At 66.1% G+C, this 21,910-nt stretch carries 16 protein-coding genes; 5 read left to right on the top strand and 11 right to left on the bottom strand.

What is annotated here, in order from left to right; all coding sequences use genetic code 11:
* Positions 1-208: 208 nt before the first annotated feature.
* A complete protein-coding gene (locus A3OM_RS0111820; protein ID WP_026175962.1) occupies positions 209-1,087 on the bottom strand; it encodes an SDR family oxidoreductase in 879 nt (292 codons plus the stop codon).
* Between the two features lie 212 nt (positions 1,088-1,299).
* Here A3OM_RS0111820 and A3OM_RS0111815 point away from each other — a divergent pair, with 212 nt between their 5' ends.
* Entirely contained in the window at positions 1,300-2,331 is a 1,032-nt protein-coding gene (locus A3OM_RS0111815) for a LysR family transcriptional regulator (protein WP_018043966.1), read from the top strand.
* Between the two features lie 69 nt (positions 2,332-2,400).
* On the opposite strand, the gene A3OM_RS0111810 is transcribed toward A3OM_RS0111815, so the two are convergent.
* The gene (locus tag A3OM_RS0111810; RefSeq protein ID WP_018043965.1) at positions 2,401-3,459 is read right to left on the bottom strand and encodes a LuxR C-terminal-related transcriptional regulator; all 1,059 of its coding nucleotides are present in this window, start codon (positions 3,457-3,459) and stop codon (positions 2,401-2,403) included.
* 427 nt (positions 3,460-3,886) lie between these two features.
* On the opposite strand from A3OM_RS0111810, the gene A3OM_RS0111805 reads away from it, so the two are divergent.
* The 4 genes from A3OM_RS0111805 to A3OM_RS23905 all read left to right on the top strand — a co-directional run bounded on the left by A3OM_RS0111805 (position 3,887) and on the right by A3OM_RS23905 (position 10,773).
* Positions 3,887-5,242 carry an NAD(P)/FAD-dependent oxidoreductase gene (locus tag A3OM_RS0111805; protein WP_018043964.1) on the top strand — a complete coding sequence of 452 codons (1,356 nt, stop codon included), beginning with the start codon at positions 3,887-3,889 and terminating at the stop codon, positions 5,240-5,242.
* A gap of 366 nt (positions 5,243-5,608) precedes the next feature.
* Positions 5,609-7,987, top strand: coding sequence for an aminomethyltransferase family protein (locus A3OM_RS0111800; RefSeq protein WP_018043963.1), 2,379 nt, complete (start codon positions 5,609-5,611; stop codon positions 7,985-7,987).
* A 310-nt stretch (positions 7,988-8,297) separates the two neighbouring features.
* Positions 8,298-8,930, top strand: a complete 633-nt coding sequence (locus A3OM_RS26580) for a PAS domain-containing protein (protein WP_026175961.1) — start codon at positions 8,298-8,300, stop codon at positions 8,928-8,930.
* 466 nt (positions 8,931-9,396) lie between these two features.
* Positions 9,397-10,773 (top strand): calcium-binding protein, encoded by a 1,377-nt coding sequence (locus A3OM_RS23905; protein ID WP_157196478.1) that lies wholly within the window; start codon positions 9,397-9,399, stop codon positions 10,771-10,773.
* 24 nt (positions 10,774-10,797) lie between these two features.
* Here the strand turns inward: A3OM_RS23905 and urtA are convergent, their stop codons facing one another.
* The 9 genes from urtA to A3OM_RS26575 all read right to left on the bottom strand — a co-directional run bounded on the left by urtA (position 10,798) and on the right by A3OM_RS26575 (position 21,760).
* The gene (gene urtA / locus A3OM_RS0111785) at positions 10,798-12,060 is read right to left on the bottom strand and encodes an urea ABC transporter substrate-binding protein (RefSeq protein ID WP_026175960.1); all 1,263 of its coding nucleotides are present in this window, start codon (positions 12,058-12,060) and stop codon (positions 10,798-10,800) included.
* Positions 12,061-12,239: 179 nt separating this feature from the next.
* On the bottom strand, positions 12,240-13,100 hold the full coding sequence (locus A3OM_RS0111780) for an urease accessory protein UreD (protein WP_018043959.1): 861 nt from the start codon (positions 13,098-13,100) through the stop codon (positions 12,240-12,242).
* A gap of 5 nt (positions 13,101-13,105) precedes the next feature.
* Positions 13,106-13,741, bottom strand: a complete 636-nt coding sequence (gene ureG / locus A3OM_RS0111775) for an urease accessory protein UreG (protein ID WP_026175959.1) — start codon at positions 13,739-13,741, stop codon at positions 13,106-13,108.
* Between the two features lie 14 nt (positions 13,742-13,755).
* A complete protein-coding gene (gene ureC / locus A3OM_RS0111770) occupies positions 13,756-15,468 on the bottom strand; it encodes an urease subunit alpha (protein WP_018043957.1) in 1,713 nt (570 codons plus the stop codon).
* A 10-nt stretch (positions 15,469-15,478) separates the two neighbouring features.
* Positions 15,479-16,174 carry an urease subunit beta gene (locus tag A3OM_RS0111765; RefSeq protein WP_018043956.1) on the bottom strand — a complete coding sequence of 232 codons (696 nt, stop codon included), beginning with the start codon at positions 16,172-16,174 and terminating at the stop codon, positions 15,479-15,481.
* A gap of 59 nt (positions 16,175-16,233) precedes the next feature.
* Positions 16,234-16,932, bottom strand: coding sequence for an urease accessory UreF family protein (locus A3OM_RS0111760; RefSeq protein WP_018043955.1), 699 nt, complete (start codon positions 16,930-16,932; stop codon positions 16,234-16,236).
* Positions 16,932-17,396, bottom strand: coding sequence for an urease accessory protein UreE (gene ureE / locus A3OM_RS0111755; protein ID WP_018043954.1), 465 nt, complete (start codon positions 17,394-17,396; stop codon positions 16,932-16,934). The genes A3OM_RS0111760 and ureE overlap by 1 nt, the downstream gene beginning before the upstream one ends.
* A 147-nt stretch (positions 17,397-17,543) precedes the next feature.
* Positions 17,544-17,765: a hypothetical protein gene (locus A3OM_RS0111750; protein WP_018043953.1), complete on the bottom strand. Its 222-nt coding sequence runs from the start codon at positions 17,763-17,765 to the stop codon at positions 17,544-17,546.
* 119 nt (positions 17,766-17,884) lie between these two features.
* Positions 17,885-21,760, bottom strand: coding sequence for a M10 family metallopeptidase C-terminal domain-containing protein (locus A3OM_RS26575; protein WP_018043952.1), 3,876 nt, complete (start codon positions 21,758-21,760; stop codon positions 17,885-17,887).
* Between the last annotated feature and the right edge of the window lie 150 nt (positions 21,761-21,910).

Raw genomic sequence — 21,910 nt, 5'->3', positions numbered from 1 at the left:
CGATGGAGCCCTCCAGTGATCGCGCGATCCCCAAAGCTGTGCCCGACCACGTTGGGTCGGGACACAGCTCTAGGCCTTTGACTGCCGCGCTCTTTTTCGCCGAACCGGCATCCACTTCGGCGGAGAGCGCTCTAAGGGGCTCCTTCGAGGCCGCTACGCGGCACCTCAGGATGAGGTAAATCCTTGGAAAGACGACTTAAACGGGCTTTTAGATCATGTGCGCCATGCCCATGGCCCTGAGCACGTCGTTCTGAATGGGAGCGACCGCCTCGTTGATGCGCGCGACGCCGAAATCCATGCCCTCGGGCATCACGACCGTGCGCAGGGGACGCCGCTCCGTTGCCTCGACCAGCCCTGCGATCGCATCGGCGACCCGTTGCGGGCGCGGCGGATGGGCGGGATCGTAGGGCTGCTCGGCATGGGCCTTGATCTGACCCGGGATCGCCGCGACCTCGCCATAAGAGGCCAGGACCCCCGCATCGGACGGTTCGGGGCTCGACGAGATGAGGTTGCTCGGGAACTGGCCCGGCTCGACGATGACCGAATCGATCCCGAATCCGCCGAGCTCGTAGCGATAGGTCTCCGCCAGTGCCTCGAGCGCGAACTTGCTCGCCGCATAGACACCGAAGAAGGGAATGACGAATCGCCCCATCAACGACGTGATCTGCACGAGAAGTCCGCTGCCGGCGGCGCGCATATGCGGCAGGACGGCCCGATTGGTGCGAATGGCCCCGAAGACATTGACCGCGAACAGCCGTTCGACATCGGCGATCGTATAGGCTTCCGTCACACCGATCGGCATCAGGCCGGCGTTGTTGACCAGAACGTCGATCCTGCCGTGCTGGGCAATGACGTGACCGATGGCGGCCTCGACCGACTCGTCGCTGGCCACATCCATTTCGAGAACCTGCAGCGGATTCCCGTCCGCCTTCGCGGCGTCGATCAATTCGCTTCGGACCGCGCTATTCCGGCCCTCGACGTCACGCATGGTCGCGATGACGGTATGACCCCGCCTTGCGAGCTCTAGGACCGTGAGCTTCCCGAAACCACTGCTCGCGCCGGTCACGACAACGACTTTACCGCTCATCCCTCAACCCTTCCGATTGTCGTCCCAGCCGTGCCTTCGGTCAGGAACCGCGTCGGCTGCCCATGGGGCGGAGCCGTTCCTGTCCGGGCCGCGCTGTGCGCCCGCCACTCCTCTAGCGTAGATTGCCATTCGGCTTTAGACCCAGTTATTCGCTTCTTTGTTGCCTGTAGCGCTACAATCTACGTGGCAGGCCGTGCGGGACCGGGCGACCGATGCGAGACAAGTTCGATGGCGTGCAGATCTTCGTGGAGGCGGTGGAGGCCGGAGGCTTCGCGCGGGCGGCCGACCGGCTAGCCCTGTCACGCTCCGCCGTCGGCAAGGCCGTGGCGCGCCTCGAAGAGCGGCTCGGCGTGCGGCTGTTCCAGCGGACCACGCGAACGCAGAGCCTGACGGAAGCCGGGCAGCAATTCTACGAACATTGCCTGCGGGCCGTCGAAGAAATGCGCACCGGCGAGGCGCTCCTCGAATCGGGCCGCCGGGAAGTCGCGGGGTGCTTGAGGATTTCGATGCCCGTTCTCCTCGGTCGGCGCTGCGCTGCGCCGATCCTGCTCGACTACGCCAAGGCGCATCCGAAGCTGGAACTCGAGCTGAACTTCAGCGACCGGGTCGTCGACCTGATCGCCGGCGGCTTCGATCTCGGATTGCGCTTCGGCGCGCTCGGCAACAACAGCTCCCTGCGTGCCCGGCGGCTGGTGACGGAACGCATGGTGCTGTGCGCTGCCCCGTCCTACCTCGCCGCGCGCGGACGGCCGGACGACATTGCCGATCTGGCCGGGCACGACACGCTGGTCTATGCGCGCGGCGACCGCGGCTATGTCTGGCGCCTGCCGGATGCCGGCGGGGTCCTCGTCCCCGTTTCCCCTCATGCCAGGCTTCGGTTCGACGACGTCGAAGTCATCCTGGCCGCCGCCAAGGCCGGGCTCGGCCTCTGCTGGCTCCAGCATTGGCTGATCCGCGACAGCCTGCAGGCGGGCGAACTCGTCCAGCTCTGGGCGAACCGCCCCTACGCGACCATGGATTGCTACGCCGTCTGGCCCGCGGCACGGTATCTGCCGCTGCGGTCGCGCCTCGCCATCGACGCGCTCGCCAGCCGGATGCCGAGGGACGACATCCTTCATCGCGCATCACGCAACGGCGACGAGGAGGACGCCGATGCCGATGGCGGCGACGTCCTCACCGTCGACCCCGCCGCCGGCACACCGCCAAAGGCTGCAAAACTCAAATCACCCGAATCGTTTCCGTGAAGGCCGCAGCCACGAGGGGAAGGAGGGCAGGGCGGCGCAGCCGGCGAACCATGTGAACGTCGTCCTCCCTCAGGCCGAGGGGAAGAACGGACTGAACTTCTTGATGAGATCGCGCTCGGAGGTGACCTCCGCCTTCCGGTAGATGCGGATCTTGCAGTTCTTGACGGTGCCCTTGCCGATTCCCAGACTCTGCGCGATCTGGCCCGTGGCCTGGCCTTTCATCGTCAGGGTCAGGATGTCCCGCTCCCGCGGGGTCAACGCCACCAGCACCTCCGCCGCCGCCCGGTAGCCCACCGATTCGTCCTGCGGCGCGGGCTTCGGCCCGAGCATGAAGATCCGGCCGCCCGGCGCCAGGGCGAAGTCGCGGTCGAAGACCTCCGATGTGATCACGTGATCGCGCGCATGGACCGTGCGGATGGAGTCCGACGGCGCCAGGGTCTCGAGCATCGGCAGGATCGAGGCATCCGACTGGACGGCCCGCTTCCAGGATTCGTTGGCGAACACCTCCACGTCGTGCCGGTCGCGGATTAGGGTCGGCCGGTTGAGGAGCCCCTCCGCCTGCGTCCCGTCGGTGTAGCGCAGGTTGCTGAACAGATGGCCGAGATGGCTCCGGTGGCATCCCTCAAGGGCGGGAAAGACCAGCTTGGCCCGCCGGATGTCGCCTTCCGAGAAGACGCCGCGCTCGCGTTCGAGGAACAACCCGAAGCAGCAATGCCCCACCGTCGAGAAGAACATGCCGAGCTCGTCGGAAATGTTCGCGGCCGGCCTGAATATCTTGCCGTAGAGGATCGATTCCGGGCTGCTGTTCCCGATCTCCGACAGGGTCAGGATGCCCGGCTTGCCGCCGTTCTTCCAGTAGAGGGAGAACGGATCGATGCGAAGGCACTTCCTGTTGTAGAACTCCACGATCTCGCTCGGAACCCCGGTCGTGTAGAGCACGTCGGGCGGGGCCACCCGCGAATACCGGATGATCCATCCCGAATCGCTTTTCACGCAGAGGGCGAACAGGGACAGCAGGTTCCGGTGAAAGTGCTCGGTCCCGATGGATGCGGCGACGTCGCCCAACCGACTGTACCATTCGGCGGTGGCCAGCGGATCGGGTCCGCTCCGGATCGGTTCGTCCTTCATCCTGAAACGGTGCCATTCCCCATGAAGCAGGCGCGTCGTCGCGGCGCCCGGCCTCGGACCCGAGCGGCCCGCGAGATGTGTGAATACCGTAGCCCCGCCGGGAAAGGGATAGGCCCGCGCCGGACGTCCGGGACGTGCCGCCCGGTTCGATCGGGATGCCTGGCATGGTTCTCGCTTAACAGTAACCCCCCTTTTCGTTTGCAATGCACAACTGAGCGACGACAGTAGTGCCAACAGTCACTATTGCACGGCCATTTCTCCGAGGCGTATAAATTTTCTCAGCAGGAATGTTCCGCCGAGGTTTCGCCCTCGCCGGATCTATCCTCGGGGGAGAATGGTCTTTGGCGGGCGTCCGGCACCGATCGGGAACCCGCCATCGGGAGACCCGGACCGCCCGGCTCACGAGACATAGAACGGGGATCTGATCATGAAGAAGCGGGTTGCGATCATCGGCGCGGGTCCGAGCGGCCTCGCCCAGCTGCGCGCCTTCGAGGCGGCGCGGCGCGCGGGCGAGGAGATCCCCGAGCTCGTCTGTTTCGAGAAGCAATCCGATTGGGGCGGCCAGTGGAACTACTCCTGGCGCACCGGCCTCGACGAGAACGGCGAGCCGGTCCACAGCAGCATGTATCGCTACCTCTGGTCGAACGGCCCGAAGGAGTGCCTCGAATTCGCCGATTACTCCTTCGAGGAGCATTTCGGCCGACCGATCCCGTCCTATCCGCCGCGCGCCGTACTGCATGATTACATCGCCGGCCGCGTCGCGCGCAGCGACGTGCGCAAGTACATCCGGTTCTGCACCCCCGTCCGCTGGGTGAGCTATTCGGAGGAGACCGGCCGGTTCACCGTGACGGCGAAGGATCTGATCAAGGACGAGCATCAGGTCGAGGACTTCGACTACGTCGTTGTGGCCAACGGCCACTTCTCGGTGCCCAACGTTCCGAGCTTCGAGGGGCTCGAATTCTTCCCCGGCCGCGTGATGCACGCGCACGATTTCCGCGTCGCCGACGAGTTCGCCGGCAAGCGCCTGCTGATGATCGGTGCGAGCTACTCGGCGGAGGATATCGGCACGCAGTGCATCAAGTACGGCGCCACGTCGATCACCTTCAGCTACCGCACCAAGCCCATGGGCTTCGACTGGCCGGCGGGGTTCGAGGAGAGGCCGCTGCTGGAGAAGCTCGTCGGCAACACGGCCTATTTCAAGGATGGCAGCGATACCGAGGTCGACGCGATCATCTTCTGTACGGGCTACAAGCACACCTATCCGTTCCTGCCGGACGACCTACGGCTGAAATCCCACAACTGCCTCTACCCGGCGGGGATCTACAAGGGCATCTTCTGGCAGTCCAACCCGAACCTGATCTATCTCGGGATGCAGGACCAGTATTATACCTTCAACATGTTCGACGCCCAGGCCTGGTATGCCCGCGACTACATGATGGGCAAGCTCGCGCTGCCGGGTCCGGAGGAGCAGGAAGCCGACATCGCCAAATGGCTGGCCTATCAGGACACGCTCACCAACCCGTTCGAGGCGATCGACTTCCAGACGGAATACGTCCGCGAACTCCTGGCGGCGACCGACTATCCGCGTCTCGACGTCGACAAGGTCGCCGAGCTGTTCAAGGAGTGGGAGCACCACAAGATGGAGGGCATCCTCACCTATCGCGACCGGTCCTACCGCTCGACCATCACCGGAACTCTGTCGCCGGCCCATCACACCACATGGATGAAGGCGATGGACGATTCGCTCCAGGCCTTCATGGGTCTGCCCCAAGCCGCGGAATGAGCGCGGAGCTGTATTGGAGCCTGTTTGAGGTGTTTATCCAAGACTTGACCTCATCCTGAGGTGCCGCGTAGCGGCCTCGAAGGAGGGTTCCGGGGATCGCGCGACAACTGGAGGCCTCCTTCGAGGCCCGCTGACGCGGGCACCTCAGGATGAGGAGGTCGGCCTGGATGATCGACTTTGGCAGCCGATTTACTTTGGCATGAGCATCCGCTGTGAAATCTGATCAAGCAGGCTCTTCGCGCGTAACCGTGTTGGAATCACGCCGTTCCCCGGCTTCTCCGGGCAGCGGCCTCCGATGGCGATGACGGCCCCGAGCGGGGCGCGTCGGCCCGCATCCGTTGCGACCCGTTCACCCTGGATAGACGAATGAACCAGATCTGGATGCAGCCCGAGGGCGCGTGGGGGGCAAGGTCGCCGCGCACGCTCTCGTTCTCGGCGAGGGGAGGGGCCTGTGCCGTCTTTGAGGTCGAGGCCGGGGATCGCCTGCGCATCGTCGACCCGGAGGGGCGCCAGCCCGCCCGGCTCTATGCCGGCCCCGGCGCGTTCGGGGAGGCGACACCGGGCGCCCCGCCCCTCTTGGATACCCTGCGGACACGAGGAGACGGGGCCGGCGGCGGATCGGTGGAGGCCGCCCTCGCGGCGCGCGGCATCGCGCCGTCCGATCTCGAAGCCCATGCGCTGTTCCATGCGGAATCCCCGCCGGGATCGAGCTTCCACGCTACGGCGGCGGCGAGCTCCGTCTGCGTTCTCATCATTCCCGGCGGCCCGATGGCGCCGGACGCGCAGGATCCGCCGACCGATCTGCGGGTGGAGATCGAGCCCGCCACATCCCTCGAAGGGAGGGCGCCGCCGCCGCTGGCTCCGCCCCTCCTCGACCTGCGGGTGAAAGCCGCCACCGCCGAGGCTTTCTCCGTCAAGGCCGGTCAGTACATCCAGATCATCGACGTGGATGGGCGCCAATGCGCGGATTTCCTCGCCTTCGATGCCGTCGCCCTTCAAGCGGGTGACGAATACGGCCTCGACGCCACAACCACGCATACCCTGATGGGATCGACGGCTCCGAAACCCGGCCTGCTGTCGAAGTATTTCGACGCGCGCATGGTCCCCCTGGTGGAGATCGTCCAGGATACGGTCGGGCGCCACGACACGTTCATGCTCGCCTGCTCGGCCAAGTATTACGAGGATATGGGATATCCCGGCCATTCGAACTGCACCGACAACTTCAACGCGGTGCTGCGCCCGCATGGGGTCCAGCCCAAGAAAGGCTGGCCGGCGATCAATTTCTTCTACAACACCGTCGCGGGGCCGGACGACAGGATCACCATGGACGAGCCCTGGTCACGCCCGGGCGATTACGTCCTCCTGCGGGCGCTGACCGACCTCGTCTGCGCCACCTCGTCCTGCGCCGACGACATCGATCCCGCCAATGGCTGGTGCCCCACCGACATCCACGTCCGGGTCTATGATTCCCAGAGCGCCTTCTCCAAGGGTATGAGCCACCGCATGACCCCCGATGCCGAACCGCGCCTCACCCGCGAATCCGGGTTTCACCCGCGCACCGCCGCCCTGACCCGGAAGATGGAGGATTATCGCGGGTTCTGGGTGCCGACCTGCTTCAACGCGGCCGGCCCGCTGGAGGAATACTGGGCCTGCCGCGAGCGGGCCACGATCATGGACCTCTCGGTGCTGCGCAAGTTCGAGGTGATCGGACCCGATGCCGAGGACCTGATGCAGCTGGCGGTGACGCGCAACGTGCGCAAGCTCGCCGTCAACCAGATCGTCTATACCGCCATGTGCAACCCGCATGGGGGGATGATCGACGACGGCACGCTGTTCCGTCTCGGCCAGAACAACTTCCGCTGGATCTGCGGGGACGAGTATTCCGGCATCTGGCTGCGCAAGCTCGCCGAAGACCACAAGCTGAAGGTCTGGGTGAAGAGCTCCACCGACCAGCTCCACAACGTTTCCGTCCAGGGGCCGAGATCGCGGGCGATCCTGTCCGGCCTCGTGGTCAGCCCGCCCCAGGAACCCACGATCGACGAGTTGAAATGGTTCCGGTTCACCGTCGGGCGCATCGACGGCGTGCCGGTCCTGGTGTCGCGGACGGGCTATACCGGCGAGCTCGGCTACGAGGTCTGGTGCCACCCGAGCCAGGCGACCGCGATCTGGGACTCGATCATGACGGCCGGCGAGCCGGAGGGTCTCACGCCGATGGGGCTCGCCGCCCTCGACATGCTGCGGATCGAGGCCGGCCTCGTCTTCGCCGGATACGATTTCTGCGACCAGACCGACCCGTTCGAGGCGGGCATCGGCTTCACGGTTCCCAAGGACAAGCCTGACGTCTCCATCGGGTCGGAGGCCGTGGCGCGGCGGCGGGACAACCCGCACAAGCGGATGGTCGGCCTCGACGTCACGGGCAACGAGCCCGTCGGGCACGGCGACCCCGTCTATGACGGCCGGACCCAGGTCGGGATCGTCACCAGCGCCACGAAATCACCGATCCTCGGCAAGACCATCGCCCTGGCGCGCCTCGACGTCTCGGCGGCGGCCATCGGTGGGTCGGTGGAGATCGGCAAGCTCGACGGCCATCAGAAGCGGCTTCCCGCGACCATCGTCGCCTTTCCCCACTACGATCCCAAGAAGACCCGCGTCCGGGCGGAATCGCCCACACGCGGCGATCAGGGACAGGCCAGCCCCGCCGAGCCCTCGCCGGAGAGCGTGGCAACGGCCGGAATCCCCGCTTAGGGCAGAATGAGCAATGGCTCNCCCGAGGCATCGCTCGACGATGCCTCGGGCGAGCCTCGCGAGAACCGATGACCCGATATCGGACGGGCGTCGGGTCGAAGGCCGCTTGCGCCCCGTGAGCGATGCGATTGCACGTCTTTAGGATTCCGGGCGACCCTCGACGATCGAACGACGCCGCGAGGGCGCCTGAAACCGTGATGCGGTCGCGCCCATGGGGACGATGCGCAAGATTCCAGACCTCGGAATGGCCTGAACCATGCTTGCACGAGAACAACGGGAACGCGAAACACGTCAGGGATCGGTTGAAGACATGCTCGATGCCGATGCCTTCCTGCAGAATTTATCGAGCAGGATAGATGGCTTTATGTATAGCGGCCTCAACAATGCCGATTACAATATGACCTATCTATCGGATGGCTTCGAGAGATTGCTGGGATACGACGTCGCCTCGTTTTTGAGGAACGGTACCAGCTTCTCGAGCCTGATCCATGCGGACGACCTGCCTGCGGTCGATGCGGCCGTTGGGGCCGCCCTGAGCGCGAGTTCGCGCTGGCAGGTCAGCTACCGGGTCAAGACGGCCGGCGGCACGTGGAAACACGTGCTCGAAACCGGCGGTGGCCGCGCCGATGCCTCGGGCGAGATCGCCTATCTCGACGGCATCGTCATCGACTTCGGACGCGCCAACGACCTGGCGGATCGAATCCAGTCCGGTCAGACTGCGCTGGACGCGATCGGCCAGGCCTCGGATCGGATGATCGAGATGCTGCGATCCCTGAAGATGCTCTCGCTGAACGCCCGGATCGAAGCGGCGCGCTCCGCCGAGGCCGGGGCCGGATTCGGCGTCGTCGCCAAGGAGATGGGCCAACTCGCCGCGCTCGGTGAGCATGTGACGAAGGCCGTCGGAACCGAACTCGGTCATTTGAAGAGCGCCCTGCGATTGTAGGACCCCGCCGGCAGGCCGGCTCCTGGCACCGGGTCGCGCCGATCGATTCGACGACCTGCGCGGAGAACCGGTCACGACGGAAGTCGGCATTTCAGGCCGCCGAAACGGGTCTTCCATGTCCCCATATCGCGCGAACATGACCATTCCCGCCCGCACCTGGGATTTCACCAGATTGCATCGATGAGCGTTACTTCGGCGTCGCACCGGCTTTCTCTTCGCAACCGAGACATCATCGGTCGGCCCACCTTGTCATCGATGTTTTTTAATAAAAATCGCGCGACTATCGGCCGTCAAGACGCATCGATCTGGATGGCAATGCCGATTTTGCAGAATAAGCAAGATACTTCCACGCCCACCGATCGTTGACACCTCGCTCCGATTTATAGTATATTGTATCCGCCCGAACTAAGCTGCGCTGGTTTTGGTATCATCTTTTGTCGACCAATGCATACGATAGTGTACTCCAATGGCCAGCTTTAAAATTTCGCTTGGAAGCTCATACGATGAAATTAGCAGCATCGATCTTGGCCTGACGCATTTCGAATACGATGGAGCCAATTTTTCTTATAAATCAGTATATGAAATCGGTACAGGCAACCTTGATTTGTATAGGAATAATTTATTTACGGGCGTAATATTTAAAACTTCAGTTGCATCGAGCTTCTCCATTGATTTTTCTGATAATATATCCGCCGTGAGCCTGGACGGGGGAATACAAGGCGACATCCTGCGCGGTGGATCGGGCAATGACATCCTGAATGGCGGCGACGGCAACGATGTGCTCGAGGGCGGCGCCGGCAGCGACACCTTCGATGGCGGCGCCGGAATTGATACGGTCAGCTACGAGCACTCGACTGTGAGGGTGCAGATCGGGCTTTTCGGTCAGACCGATGGGTACGGCGTGGACGGCGATGCGAATGGCGATACTTGGATCGGCATCGAGAACGCCAGGGGCGGCTTTGGGGACGATAGGATTTCCGGAAACACCGATCCCGGCCGCAACGTGATCGAAGGCGGCGGCGGTGCGGACTTGATCACCGCCGATCCCAGCGACGTCGTGATCTACGAGCATTCAGACGACGCCGTGTCCATCAACCTTCTGACGGGCATCAATGGCGGCGGCGATGCAGCCGGCGACACTCTTTACGGTGTCCAGAACGTTCGGGGCAGCTCCCACGACGATACCCTCATCGGCAACGACGGCGCCAATACCTTGCGCGGCGGAGGCGGAATCGACACCCTCGAGGGTGGCCTCGGCAATGATCGGCTGGCGATCACGGAGACGCCGGCCGATATCGATGGCGGAGCGGACAAGGACTTCCTGTTCGTCGAGGGCGGTGGGACCGTCGCGCTGAGCGACGGCGCCTTCGCCGCCATCGAAGCCGTCTACGTCCGTAACGACACGCATCTGGACATGTCCGCCGTCAGCACCGGTTCCACGATCGTGTCGCAGTCCACGGTCGGCCACGCCGTCGCGATCATCGGCAGTACGGGATCCGACCGCATCAAGGCCGGCAAGGGCGGCGACGCGATCGAGGGTGGGGCAGGCGGCGACAAGCTGTTCGCCGGCTCGGGCGCCGACACTTTCCATTTCCAGGCGGGCTTCGGTCGCGACAACGTCTACGGCTTCGACGCCGCGACCGATCACATCCATATCGCCGTCGAGGGCATCGACGCCCTCGACATCACGCTCACGCCCTTCCATAGCGGCGGCCGGGACACCCTCGTGACGTTCACGGGCATCGAGGGCACCAACAAGCTCATCCTGCACGACGTGACGGTGGCCGAGATTCAGGCCGAACTCCAGGCGGGTCCGAGCGACCTGTTCACGTTCGGCGCATGACGCCCGGACCGCCCTCGCTCGGGCCTATTGATACCCTTTGGGGAAGGGGTCCGGCTTGATCAGCTCCGGGCTCGTATAGACGATCTCGAACTGGCCATCGGCCTTGGCCTTGCCGACGCGGGTCTTGGACCAGAGGTGGTGATTGGGATCGACGCGCACGTAACCTTCCGGCGCGGCCTTGAATTCCAGGCCCGGAGAGGCCGCGACGACCTTGTCCACATCGAAGGAACCGGCCTTCTCGCAGGCCATCTTCCATAGGAACGGGCCGAGATAGGCGGCCTGGGTCACGTCGCCGATGACGGTCTTCTCACCCCACATCTTGTGGAAGGCGGCGACGAAGGCCTTGTTGTTCTCGTTCTCGATGGACTGGAAGTACTTCATGCAGGAATAGGCGCCCGCGATGTTGTCGCCGCCGATGCCCTCGACCTCGTCCTCCGTGACGGAGAGGGTGAGCAGGGTCTGTTTCGACAGGTCGATGCCGGAGGCCTTGAGCTGCTTGTAGAACGCCACGTTCGAGCCGCCGACCACGGTGACGAAGATCACTTTCGGCTTGGTGAGCTTGATCTTGTTGATGACCGAGTTGAACTGGGTGTGGCCGAAGGGGAAATACTCCTCGCCGACGACCTTGCCCTTGAGCACGCTCTCGATATGCTTGCGGGCGATCTTGTTCGAGGTGCGCGGCCAGATGTAATCGGAGCCGATGAAGAAGAACGTGTCGCCGCCCTTCTCCTTGTTGACCCAATCGAGACTGGCGAGGATCTGCTGCGTCGCCTCCTGCCCGGTATAGATGACGTTCTTGGACTGCTCCAACCCCTCGTAGAAGGTCGGGTAGTACAGGAGGCCGTTATACTGCTCGATCACCGGCAGCGCCGCCTTGCGCGAGGCCGAGGTGAAGCAGCCGAAGATCGCCGCGCAATGGTCGTTGACGAGGAGCTTCTTGGCCTTCTCGGCGAAGGTCGGCCAGTCGGAGGCGCCGTCCTCCTGGATCACCTTGATCTTGCGGCCGAGGATGCCGCCGGCGGCGTTGATCTCTTCGAAGGCGAGCTTCTCGGCCTGCGTGGCGCCGGTCTCGGAGATCGCCATGGTGCCGGTGACGGAGTGGAGAATGCCGACGGTCACCTCGCTGTCGGTGACGGCGAGGCCCGTGGTGTTCACGGCGGCGGTGGCGGTATCGGCGGCAAGGACGGACGAACTTCCCGTGGCGGCGACGAAAGGTGCGGCGGCCAGGCCGAGCAGCAACCGGCGCCGAAGCCGAAGATGAGCAGTGCCTTCGTCTTTTGACGCCATCGGTTCGTTCCCTACTCGTCATTGTGGAGGACACGCTCCTGTCCATCCACGGTTGTTCCCCGGAGCCGGATCACTCCAACTCGACCGAGACACAGTTTCGGGAAGAAAATTCGTTTCTTAAAGAGCAAATTGGCCGCACGCTGCATCATTGCTGGGCAGGCGCGGATCCGGTGCCGTCCTCACTTGCGGCGGCGCGCGGGGGCGAAACCGAACAGCGCTTCGAAGGCGACCGCGAAGACCGCATCCATCCCCGTCGACAGGGCGCCCCCGTTGGGCGCGAGGACCCGCACGGCCAGCCCGGCGGCGTTCGGCAACGGGCTCGCTCCGCACAGGCACCCCATCGCATCGGCGGCGCCCTGCAGCGCGGCGATGTCGGGATGGCCCTCGACGCCCCCGAGGATCGCCATCGAGCCATAGGCCGCATACGTGCCGAGGGGGGAGGCGGGGCCGGCGAGACTCGCGCCGTCGAGCGTCGAGCGCTCGTTGACGAGGATGCGTCCATCCTCGGTCTCGATCCGAAGGGACAGGGCGATCCGGGAGAACGGCCGGCCCATGCCGGTGGGATCGTGGCTGGCGAAGCCTTCGCTGACGATGGCGCGCGCCTCACGGCCGACGACGATGCGGGTGTCGAGATCGAGCGCCGCGCCGGGAAACAGGATCATCGGATCGGGATGCAGCGCCAGGCCCGCGTCGCCGGCGATGGCCAGACGCGTGTCCTGGCGTGCCGTGAAGGCGCCGGTGTCATGCACGACGGTGGCCGATTGCGTGGTGACATGGGCCCGGCTTCCGGGCCTCGCCGTGATGTCGAGGCCCAGGCGGTCGGCCCGGTAGAGCCCGCCGGAGGCCGATTGGAGATACAGCGTCGCGATGTCGGGATGGTCCGGATACATCCGGAACGGCCGGGTGATGTGGAACGGATAGGGCACGACCTGCCGCGACAGCACCGTGGTGCCGCCGCCGCGCACGAAGACCAGGCGCGCCTGAGAATGGCGCGAGCGGCCCGCTCCCTCCGGCGAGACGCCCCGGACCTCCTCTCCCACGTCACTCAAGGCGCGAAGAGCACGGCGCGGCAGATCGCATCCGCCACGGCGTCGATCCCGTCGCCCGCGCGGGCATTGGTGGCGATCATCGCCTTGCCGCCGCGCACGGCTGTGGCCTCGGCGAGCATGGCGGGGAGGTCGATCCCCACATGGGGGGCGAGGTCGGTCTTGTTCACCACGAGAAGGTCGCAGCGCAGCACGCCGGGGCCGCGCTTCCTCGGGATGTCGTCGCCCCCCGCCACGTCGATGACGAAGATCCACCAATCCACCAGATCGAGGGAGAAGGTGGAGGCGAGGTTGTCGCCGCCGGATTCGAAGATGAGGAGGTCGAGGCCGGGAAAGGCCGCCTCCAGGGCATCGCCCGCCGCGATGTTGAGGGTCGGGTCCTCGCGGATCACCGTGTGCGGACAGGCGCCGGCCTCCACCGCCGAGACCCGGGCCGGGTCGATCAGCCCGGACCGGCGCAGGCGCTCCGCGTCCTCCTTGGTGACGAGGTCGTTGGTGACGATGGCGAGATCGACGCCGCGCCCCGCCAGGACCGGAATCAGACGCTCGATCAGCGCCGTCTTCCCCGAGCCGACCGGTCCGCCGATGCCGATCCGCGCGGCGCCGGCGCGGGACGGGGAGGGAGTGAGGATCATCGCGGTGTCGGGCATCATCGCAGCATGTAGCGTTGGGCGAGGGGGAGGATTTTAGCCGGTTCGCAGGTGGCGATGGTCCCGTCGACGAAGACGTCGAAGGTCTGGGGGTCGACGCGGATATCGGGGCAGGCGTCGTTCCAGAGCATGTCGGCCTTGCTGAGCGTCCGGGTGCCGTGGGCCGGCAGCAGCGCCTTACGCAGGCCGAGTTCGTCGCGCAGGCCCCGCTCGATCGCCAGCGGATGGACGAAACAGGCCGAGAGCCCCTGCTTGGCGAGGCCGAACGCGCCCCATTGCGGGCGCAGCAGCATCGGTTCGCAGGTCATCAGCGAGGCGGCGGAATCGCCCATGGCACCCCAGGCGATGAAGCCGCCCTTGATGACGAGTTCCGGCTTGATTCCGAAGAAGGCGGGGCGCCAGAGCACGATGTCGGCCATCTTACCCTCTTCGAGGGAGCCGATGTGCTCGGCGATGCCGAAGGTGCGCGCCGCGTTGATGGTGTATTTGGCGATGTAGCGCTTGATCCGGGCATTGTCGCCGAAGCCGGCCCGGTCCTCGGGCAGGCTCCCGCGCTGGTCCTTCATCTTGGAGGCGAGCTGCCAGGTCCGGCAGATCACCTCGTGGATGCGGCCCATGCCCTGGCTGTCGGAACCGAGCATCGAGATCGCGCCGATATCGTGCAGCACGTCCTCGGCGGCGATGGTCTGGGCGCGGATGCGGCTCTCGGCGAAGGCCACGTCCTCCGGCAGGGCCGGGTTGAGGTGGTGGCACACCATCGTCATGTCGAGGTGCTCGTCGAACGTGTTCACCGTGTAGGGATTGGTGGGGTTCGTCGACGAAGGCAGGCAATGGGGCAGGCCGGCGACGCGGATGATGTCCGGCGCGTGCCCGCCGCCGGCCCCTTCCGTGTGATACATGTGGATCACACGGCCGCCGATGGCGGCGAGCGTGTCCTCGACGAAGCCGGATTCGTTGAGCGTGTCGGTGTGGAGCTGGACCTGGAAGTCGTGCTCGTCGGCGAATCCCAGGCAGGCATCGATGGCCGAGGGCATCGCCCCCCAATCCTCGTGGATCTTCAGGCCGAGCACACCGGTCTCCAACTGCTCCTTCAGGGCCGCCGGCTTGTGGGTGTTGCCACGGCCGAGGAACCCGAAATTTACCGGCCACTGCTCGGCCGCCTGGAGCATCTTGCCCGTGTTGAACGGCCCCCCGGAATCGATGCCCACGGTGATCGGCCCGAGCGACCCGCCGAGCAGGGTGGTGATGCCCGACGCGATGGCGTGATCGGGCAGGGCGGCGGAATCGAAATGCACATGGACGTCGATGGCGCCCGGCGTCGCGATCAGCCCCTCGCAATCGCGCACCGTGGTGCCGGCCGACACGATGAGTCGGGGATCGACCCCGTCCATGATCGCCGGGTTGCCCGCCTTGCCGATGCCGACGATCTTGCCGTGGCGGATGCCGAGATCGCCCTTCACGATGCCGAGCACGGGATCGATGACGAGGACGTTGCAGAGCAGGAAATCGAGGGCGCCCTCGGCCGAGGTGATGCCGGGCGCCATGCCGATCCCGTCGCGCAGGGTCTTGCCGCCGCCATGCAGGCATTCGTCGCCGTAGACGGCGTAATCCTTCTCCACGACGGCGACGAGAGAGGTGTCGGCGAGGCGCACGCCGTCCCCCGTGGTGGGGCCGTAGAGGGCGGCGTAGTCGCGGCGGGGGATCGTCACCATGATGATATCCTCATGCGCCTTTGAAGCCGCCGGCTCTGGCCCGTGCCAGGGCGGCGGCGCGGTCAGCCGGCGTGTCGATCGTCCCCCGGGTCAGGTCGTTCAGGCCGGTGAGCCGGCGCTCGCCGCCGAATCCCACGAGGGTCACGGTCTTGCGCTGGCCCGGCTCGAACCGCACCGCCGTGCCGGCCGGGATGTCGAGGCGCAGGCCCAAAGCCGCCTCGCGGTCGAAATCGAGGGCGCGGTTGACCTCGAAGAAGTGGTAATGCGACCCGATCTGCACCGGCCGGTCGCCGGTATTGACCACCTCGATGGTGGTGCGCGGACGCCCCGCCGCGAGCTCGATCTCCCCCTCGGCGGGCAGGATCGCGCCGGGCTCCAAGGTATCGGCCGGCGCCCCCTCGGCGGGCCGGATCGGCTCGTGCACGGTGACGAGCTTGGTCCCGTCGGGGAACACGCCCTCGACCTGCAGGATCGGCAGCATGGCGGCGATGCCGGGCATGACGTCCCCGGTGGTCAGGATGGTCGAGCCCCACCCGATCAGGTCGGCGACGCTGCGCCCGTCGCGCGCGCCCTCCAGGATCTCGTCGGAGATGATGGCGACGGCCTCCGGGTAGTTGAGCTTGAGGCCGCGCGCGCGGCGCTTTCGCGCCAGTTCCGCCGCCGTGAAGATGGTCAGCCGTTCGAGTTCGGTCGGTGTCAGCAGCATTGGTGGTCCCTACGGCCTCGTTCGTTCCCGGAACCGGGTTTCACCGTCCGGCGGCGGTTTCAATTCGCGAACAGGCGCAGATCGGCGCGGGCGTGACGCATGGTGGCGATCTCGATGAGCGGCGTGAAGGCGACGAGCATGATGTCGGCGTGGTCGGTGTCGTCCTCTTCGCCCCCTTGCACAGGCCGGGCCGCGATCTCCGCCAGCACCGGCATCAGGGCGGAGAGGATGCGCTGCGCCTCGATGGCGCCGACCCGCCCGAGCCTCACGGCGGCGGTGACGAGGGCGGCGGCAGCTTGGTAGCCCGCGATCTCGGTGACCGTGGTCTCGTCGAGGCCGAGGGAGCGCCACAGCGCCCCCTGCATCACCGCGAGGTGCCCGAGAAGCCGGCCGTCGCGCACCGCCATGCGCAAGCCTTCGGCTCCCGGCGTTCCGATGCGGGTATGGGCGGCGAGCAGCGCCCCGCCGTTGCGTCGGCTGCCGGTGCGCATCGGCTCCGCCAGGCAGGCCGCCTCCACGGCGGCGTCGATGCAAGCGAGGCGGGCGAGATCCCCTTGCGCGCGATGGGCCAGGACCAGGGCGACCCGGTCGCTGCCGGCCCAGCGATGGCGCAGGATGACCTCGACCGCATGGCCGAGTTCCGCCCCGCCGAGACCGTCCGGGAGCGCCGCGAGCCCCTCGATCCCGTTCGAGAAGGCGAAGCTGCCGCTGGGAAAGGCCGAATCCGCCTGCTGGAGGGCGATGAGCCGCTGCAGCATCAGGCGGCCTCGTTCCGCCCGTCGACGCCATGGGCCACGCGGCCGGACGCGGTCAGATCGCCGAGGCGCGCAAGATAATCCTCCGGCGGGCCTTCGAGGGCCACGAGCAGGTCTTCGCCGTCGAAGCGCACGCGCCAATGCAGGTTGCCCGCGTGGTAGCCGAGTTCGATCGCGGCGGCCTTGTCCGCGGGCGCCAGCCGAAGCCAGCGCTCCGCCCCGACCCGCACCACCAGGGCGCGGTCCGTGTCGAGGATCAGGACGGCACCGTCGAACAGGGTTTCCTCGCGGGGCAGGGCGATGGCGATGTCCTCGCCGCCCTCGGTGGTCGCCCTGAGCCGCCGCCGGGCCGTGTCGGCGCTGTCGATGGCCAGGATGTCGACGGCATGGTGGTGATCGAGATGATGCAGGCGGTGTGCGATCTCGGGATCGAGCCGGCTGCCCACGATACGGTCGATGACGCGCATTCGATATCCACTCTCCCGGCGAGATCCAGGAGAGGAAACTAACCGGGTTCGCATCGGCACGCCAATGCTTCCCCACGCTCGGCCCTTCCGGCGCGAACGGGAGCCCGTCGTCGACCGACGCATCGGGTCGGGACAGCACTCGGGGCGCTACGCCGTCGCCGTCCTGGCGATCAGCGGCGGGCGATAGAAGGCTCCGATCTCTCGGATCAGGTCGCGCCTCTGCTCCTCCACCAGATCGGAGAGAATGTCATCGCGATTCCGGTTGATGACCGACAGAAGGCGAATATTGGGGTATCGGCCTTCGAAAACCACGAACACTTCCGATCCCTCATGGGGATCCAAAGGGTCCAGGCAGTAATGGTTCGCCATGCCAGCCCTCCGAAACATCACGACGAGGGAAAACCTCTCATCGACATCCTTCCGGTCACACGAATCATGGACCGTTTTCTCGATGCATGACGCATCTTCGACGGCTCGTCAGGCCGACACTACAGGATGAAATCCGCCGTCTGGAGGGCAAAGGTGCCGCTCAGGAGAATGGCGAAATCGGCCTTCGCATCGCCATTCACATCGCCGCTCACCAGGGTATTGCTCCCTGAGACGATGGAGCGAAGCTCGCCCGCCCTCATCGTGAACGCGTCGTCCTCGATGAAGCGGAAGGCCTGGTTCACCACGCCGCCGGCGACCGCATCGATGAGGTGAAGGTCGATCCGGTCCCCCTGGGACGTGCTGAAATCCTTGAGCGTGTCCCGACCGGCGCCGGACACGGTGCTGTCGCCGAGCCGGTCGAAGACGAAGGTATCGGCGCCTCCTCTGCCATAGAGCAGATCGGCCCCATCGCCGCCGGACAGGATGTTGAGCCCGTCGTTGCCGAGGATCTTGTTGGCGAATTCGTTGCCCGTCAGGTCGATGGCGGCGGTGCCGGCATCCCGCACCGTCCGCAAGGTCTCGATGGATTGACCGGCGGCCAGCCCATAATCGACCGCCGCCCTCACCGTGTCGGCACCGTCGTTGAGCGCTTCGAACACTTTATCGGTCGCCGCCGAGACGATGAACGTGTCGTCCCCGTCCCGCCCGTACAGGCTGTCGGCCCCGGCGCCGCCGTCGAGAACGTTGGCCCCGTCATTGCCCACGAGCTTGTTGACGAGGTCGTTGCCGGTGAGGTCGATGGCGGTTGTGGCGGTGTCGAGGATCGTCCGCAGGGTCTCGATGGATTGACCGGCGGCGAGCACGTAATCGACCGCCGCCCTCACCGTGTCGATCCCGTCGCCGAGCGCCTCGAAGACCTTATCGGTCGCCGCCGAGACGATGAACGTGTCGTTGCCGGCCCGCCCGTACAGGCTGTCGGCCCCGGCGCCGCCGTCGAGGAGGTTGGCCCCGTCATTGCCCACCAGCTTGTTGACGAAGTCGTTGCCGGTGAGGTCGATGGCGACGGTGCCGGTGTCGAGGATCGTCCGCAGGGTCTCGATGGACTGGCCGGCGGCCAGCGCGTAGCTCACGGCGGCCCTCACCGTATCGATGCCGTCGCCGGCGGATTCGAACACCTTGTCGGTCGCCGCCGAGACGATGAAGACGTCGTTGCCGGCCCGCCCGTACAGGCTGTCGGCGCCCGCCCCGCCATCGAGGACATTGGCCCCGTCATTGCCCACTAGCTTGTTGACGAGCGCGTTGCCGGTGAGGTCGATGGCGATGGTGCCGGTATCGAGGATGGTCCGCAGGGTCTCGATGGATTGGCTGGCGGCGAGCCCATAGCTCACGGCGGCGAGCACCGTATCGGCCCCGCCCCCCGCGACCTCGAAGACGAGATCGCCGCTGTCGTCGACGACATACACATCGTCGCCGCCGAGCCCCTGCAGGCTGTCGGCCCCGGCCCGCCCGTCGAGGAGATCGACCCCGAGCGTCCCGACCAGGGTATCGGCGAAGCGCGATCCCGCCACCCGCTCGATCCCGACGAGGACATCCCCCGCCGCGTCGCCGCCGCTCACGGCCCCGGTGGAGAGGTTGACCGACACACCGGCGGCGGAGGCGCCGTAATCCAGGGTGTCGAAGCCCGCACCGCCATCGAGCCTGTCCGCGCCCGCGCCGCCGAGCAGAGTATCGTCGCCGTCATAGCCGTAGAGCGCGTCGTTCCCGGCGGCACCGCTGAGGATGTTGGCCAAGCCGTTGCCGGAGAGCTTGTCGTCGAAGGCCGAGCCGAGGATGTTCTCGAAATCCACCAGGGCGTCGCCCTCGGCGCTGCCGCCGATGCCGGCGACCTTGCCGGCGCTGATGTCCACGGTCACGCCCGCACTCGAGTCGCTGTAATAGGCCCAGTCGACGCCGTCGCCGGCCGTCATGTAATCGGCCCCGGCACCGCCCGTCAGGATATCGTTGCCGTCGCCGCCCCCGAGGAAATCGGCCCCTTCGCCGCCGGCGAGGGTGTCGTCTCCGGCGAGGCCGCTCAGCGTGTTGGCGGCGGCGTTACCGACGAGGTTGTCGTCGTAGCCCGAGCCTTCCAGGTTCTCGATGCTGACGAGGGTGTCGTCGTTGGCATCGCCGTAGAGCACCTTGCCGAGGGACAGGTCGATATAGACGCCGGCGCTCGACCCCGCATAGCTCGCCGTATCGATCCCGTCGCCACCGTCGATCCTGTCGGCGCCCGCGCCGCCCTCCAGCTTGTCCGCGCCGCCGTTGCCGGAGAGGCTGTCGTTGCCGCCGCGTCCCAGGAAATCGTCGGCCGAGGCCGCGCCGACGAAGGTGTCGTCGAAGTTACTGCCGGTATAGCGTTCGATCGAGGAGAACAGGTCACCGGCGGCGTCGCCGGCATGGTTTCCGGTGGTCAGGTTCACCGTGACGCCGGCGCTGCCGTCGAACCCCGCGATGTCGAACCCGTCGCCGCCGAACACGATATCCGCCCCGGCGCCCCCCACCAGGGTATCGTTGCCGGCCTCGCCATAGAGGATGTCGTTCGCCCCCAGGCCCCGCAGCCTGTCGTCGCCGCCGCCGCCGTACAGGCTCGATGTCGTGGATGCGCCGCTGAGCGTATCGGCGTAGGCCGACCCGTAGACGCCCTCGATCCCCGTGATCGTATCGCCGTTGGCGTAGCCGCCGAGCACCTTGCCGACTGACAGGTCCACCGTGACGGCCGCCGTCGAACCGGCATAGCTGGCATAGTCGAACCCCGCCCCGCCATCGAGGACATCGTTGCCGGCGCCCCCGGAGAGGGTATCGCTACCGCCGAAGCCGTAGATCCGGTCGTTCCCCCCGTTCCCCGTCAGGGTGTTTCCGCTGGCATTGCCGTAGATCGTGTCGTTGCCCGACCCGCCGACCGCCGCCTCGATCACCGTGTTCCGGGCGATGGCGACGTTGTCGGTCATGCTGCCGATGTCGGAGAAGGTGCCCGCGCCGAGATCGATCAACTGGTTCGTGGTAAATCCCGACACGTCCAGGGTGTCGTATCCCCCCGCATCGTAGATCGCGATGACGGGGTCGGTGTTCAGGGTGAAATCGAAGGCCCCGCGGCCCGCATTGGCGTTGAACCCGTAGGTCGTGTTGCCCACCCGGGTGTTGGGATCGGCCCCGTACTTGTCCTGGATCGCCGCGATGTCGTCGAGGAGCGGCGTCGCGCCGTAGGTCACGTTGAAACTGCGGCCGACATGATCGACGCCGGTCCCGTCCTCACTTGCGTCGAAATAGGACATGACGGTGTATTTCCGCGTGTCCTGCGCGTATTCGGCGTTGCCGTCATACGTGATCGATCCACCGGACCCGGCATTGTACTTGCCGGGATGCGAGAGGCCGAGGGTGTGGCCGATCTCGTGGACGTAGGTCTGGACCCCGTAGCCGCCATAGAACATATCGGCATCGGTATCGTGGGTCGTCCAGCTCGAATTCAACCAGATCCGCTGCTGGGTGATCGTGTCGACGCCGTTATTCCCCTGAGTCAGGGTGGGGGCGGCATAGCTGCCGCCTCCGTCGGTGACCGAGCTATAGGCGAAGCTGATGTTGTTGTTGGTCGCGGAGGTGGTCTCGACGAGGTCGATGGCGATCAGGTCGTCCCAGAGCTCGAAGGCTTCGCGGGCCCGGTCGACCATCAGCGTGGTCATCGTCCTGAATCCGGTGGATTCCGTGGTGACGCTGCTCGGCGGCGAGGTCGCGGGGATCGCGTAGGTCAGCTGCGTCCCCGCCCAGGTCCGGGCGTCATCCTCAGGCGGTTGGCCGGGGCGGACGGTCCACGAGGTGGTGAGCTGGTCGATGACCCGGGCGAGATCGCCGGGGGGAGGGGCGGAGACCGCCACCGCCGCGAGCGAAGCGTTCCCCGCCGACTGTCCGGTCATCCAATGCCGGGACACGTAGCCCGGCTCATCGCTGCACAGGATGCACATCGCCCGATTTCTCCCGTGAGTCCCCGAGCCCGCGCGCCGATGCAACGGCTCGCGAGAGGAAGAACTTTGCGTGGATGCCCTGGAAGCATCGCCCTCGAATCGGTCCGTCCGACCGACTCAAGCGCTACCATGCAGAAGTAATGGATGCTA

This window comes from Methylobacterium sp. 88A, from assembly GCF_000376345.1.
Classification (GTDB): Bacteria; Pseudomonadota; Alphaproteobacteria; order Rhizobiales; family Beijerinckiaceae; genus Methylobacterium; species Methylobacterium bullatum.
This window is presented reverse-complemented; position numbering and strand designations above follow the sequence as displayed.

Bases quoted from the DNA above. Each gene is read 5' to 3' on its own strand.
- A3OM_RS0111820 (WP_026175962.1), bottom strand. From the start codon at position 1,087: ATGAGCGGTAAAGTCGTTGTCGTGACCGGCGCGAGCAGTGGTTTCGGG.
- A3OM_RS0111815 (WP_018043966.1), top strand. From the start codon at position 1,300: ATGCGAGACAAGTTCGATGGCGTGCAGATCTTCGTGGAGGCGGTGGAG.
- A3OM_RS0111810 (WP_018043965.1), bottom strand. From the start codon at position 3,459: ATGAAGGACGAACCGATCCGGAGCGGACCCGATCCGCTGGCCACCGCC.
- A3OM_RS0111805 (WP_018043964.1), top strand. From the start codon at position 3,887: ATGAAGAAGCGGGTTGCGATCATCGGCGCGGGTCCGAGCGGCCTCGCC.
- A3OM_RS0111800 (WP_018043963.1), top strand. From the start codon at position 5,609: ATGAACCAGATCTGGATGCAGCCCGAGGGCGCGTGGGGGGCAAGGTCG.
- A3OM_RS26580 (WP_026175961.1), top strand. From the start codon at position 8,298: ATGCTCGATGCCGATGCCTTCCTGCAGAATTTATCGAGCAGGATAGAT.
- A3OM_RS23905 (WP_157196478.1), top strand. From the start codon at position 9,397: ATGGCCAGCTTTAAAATTTCGCTTGGAAGCTCATACGATGAAATTAGC.
- urtA (WP_026175960.1), bottom strand. From the start codon at position 12,060: ATGGCGTCAAAAGACGAAGGCACTGCTCATCTTCGGCTTCGGCGCCGG.
- ureG (WP_026175959.1), bottom strand. From the start codon at position 13,741: ATGATCCTCACTCCCTCCCCGTCCCGCGCCGGCGCCGCGCGGATCGGC.
- ureC (WP_018043957.1), bottom strand. From the start codon at position 15,468: ATGGTGACGATCCCCCGCCGCGACTACGCCGCCCTCTACGGCCCCACC.
- A3OM_RS0111765 (WP_018043956.1), bottom strand. From the start codon at position 16,174: ATGCTGCTGACACCGACCGAACTCGAACGGCTGACCATCTTCACGGCG.
- A3OM_RS0111760 (WP_018043955.1), bottom strand. From the start codon at position 16,932: ATGCTGCAGCGGCTCATCGCCCTCCAGCAGGCGGATTCGGCCTTTCCC.
- ureE (WP_018043954.1), bottom strand. From the start codon at position 17,396: ATGCGCGTCATCGACCGTATCGTGGGCAGCCGGCTCGATCCCGAGATC.
- A3OM_RS0111750 (WP_018043953.1), bottom strand. From the start codon at position 17,765: ATGGCGAACCATTACTGCCTGGACCCTTTGGATCCCCATGAGGGATCG.
- A3OM_RS26575 (WP_018043952.1), bottom strand. From the start codon at position 21,760: ATGTGCATCCTGTGCAGCGATGAGCCGGGCTACGTGTCCCGGCATTGG.